The organism is Providencia sp. CIM-Carb-044, from assembly GCF_033901115.1.
Lineage (GTDB): Bacteria > Pseudomonadota > Gammaproteobacteria > Enterobacterales > Enterobacteriaceae > Providencia > Providencia hangzhouensis.
In genome coordinates, this window is record NZ_JAXADV010000060.1 from 1 (window position 1) to 1,001 (window position 1,001).

The following is a 1,001-nucleotide window of genomic DNA, read 5'->3' on the forward strand; positions in this document are numbered from 1 at the left end:
CGCGCCTGTTGCGCATGGCTTCGCCATTTTATGCGCAATAGGCGCGCCACCCTGTCGCCGTTTATGGCGGCGTTAGACATCATGAGGGTAGCGGTGACCATCGAAATTTCGAACCAACTATCAGAGGTGCTAAGCGTCATTGAGCGCCATCTGGAATCAACGTTGCTGGCCGTGCATTTGTACGGCTCCGCAGTGGATGGCGGCCTGAAGCCATACAGCGATATTGATTTGTTGGTTACTGTGGCCGTAAAGCTTGATGAAACGACGCGGCGAGCATTGCTCAATGACCTTATGGAGGCTTCGGCTTTCCCTGGCGAGAGCGAGACGCTCCGCGCTATAGAAGTCACCCTTGTCGTGCATGACGACATCATCCCGTGGCGTTATCCGGCTAAGCGCGAGCTGCAATTTGGAGAATGGCAGCGCAATGACATTCTTGCGGGTATCTTCGAGCCAGCCATGATCGACATTGATCTAGCTATCCTGCTTACAAAAGCAAGAGAACATAGCGTTGCCTTGGTAGGTCCGGCAGCGGAGGAATTCTTTGACCCGGTTCCTGAACAGGATCTATTCGAGGCGCTGAGGGAAACCTTGAAGCTATGGAACTCGCAGCCCGACTGGGCCGGCGATGAGCGAAATGTAGTGCTTACGTTGTCCCGCATTTGGTACAGCGCAATAACCGGCAAAATCGCGCCGAAGGATGTCGCTGCCGACTGGGCAATAAAACGCCTACCTGCCCAGTATCAGCCCGTCTTACTTGAAGCTAAGCAAGCTTATCTGGGACAAAAAGAAGATCACTTGGCCTCACGCGCAGATCACTTGGAAGAATTTATTCGCTTTGTGAAAGGCGAGATCATCAAGTCAGTTGGTAAATGATGTCTAACAATTCGTTCAAGCCGACCGCGCTACGCGCGGCGGCTTAACTCCGGCGTTAGATGCACTAAGCACATAATTGCTCACAGCCAAACTATCAGGTCAAGTCTGCTTTTATTATTTTTAAGCGT

At 52.0% G+C, this 1,001-nt stretch carries 1 pseudogene; it reads left to right on the forward strand.

Annotated elements, in window-relative coordinates:
- Nucleotides 1-81 precede the first annotated feature (81 nt).
- Nucleotides 82-920: pseudogene (locus tag SJ312_RS23245) on the forward strand (AadA family aminoglycoside 3''-O-nucleotidyltransferase).
- The last annotated feature ends 81 nt before the right edge of the window (nt 921-1,001 follow it).